This window comes from Akkermansia sp. GGCC_0220, from assembly GCF_017566105.1.
Taxonomy (GTDB): Bacteria; Verrucomicrobiota; Verrucomicrobiia; order Verrucomicrobiales; family Akkermansiaceae; genus Akkermansia; species Akkermansia massiliensis.
This window is the reverse complement of the sequence record NZ_JABFCI010000116.1, coordinates 1-226: the sequence shown is the minus strand read 5'-3', so window position 1 is coordinate 226 and position 226 is coordinate 1. Positions and strand designations below refer to the sequence as shown.

Here is a 226-nt window from a genome sequence, read left to right as displayed (position 1 = left end):
ACTTTCGATTCCAGTCAGCCAGCCACGGATATTATAGGATAAACTCTCAGACACCTTATCACCATAATTCCTGCCAGTCAGACGCCCCAATGCATCGTATACATAAGTGATTTTATCGGTAAAACGCCCGTTCCAAGTATTGACTTTCGTTAGTAACCGTGCACGATCATCGTACGTATAAACGGTTTCAAGGATATCCGTACCAATGTTATCCTGCTTTCTCAAG

Annotated in this window: 1 protein-coding gene; it reads right to left on the bottom strand. The window is 42.9% G+C overall.

Features of this window, described 5'->3' with window-relative positions:
* The coding region (locus HJW02_RS13220; RefSeq protein ID WP_208050714.1) for a hypothetical protein at window positions 1-226 on the bottom strand (226 nt) is incomplete at both ends.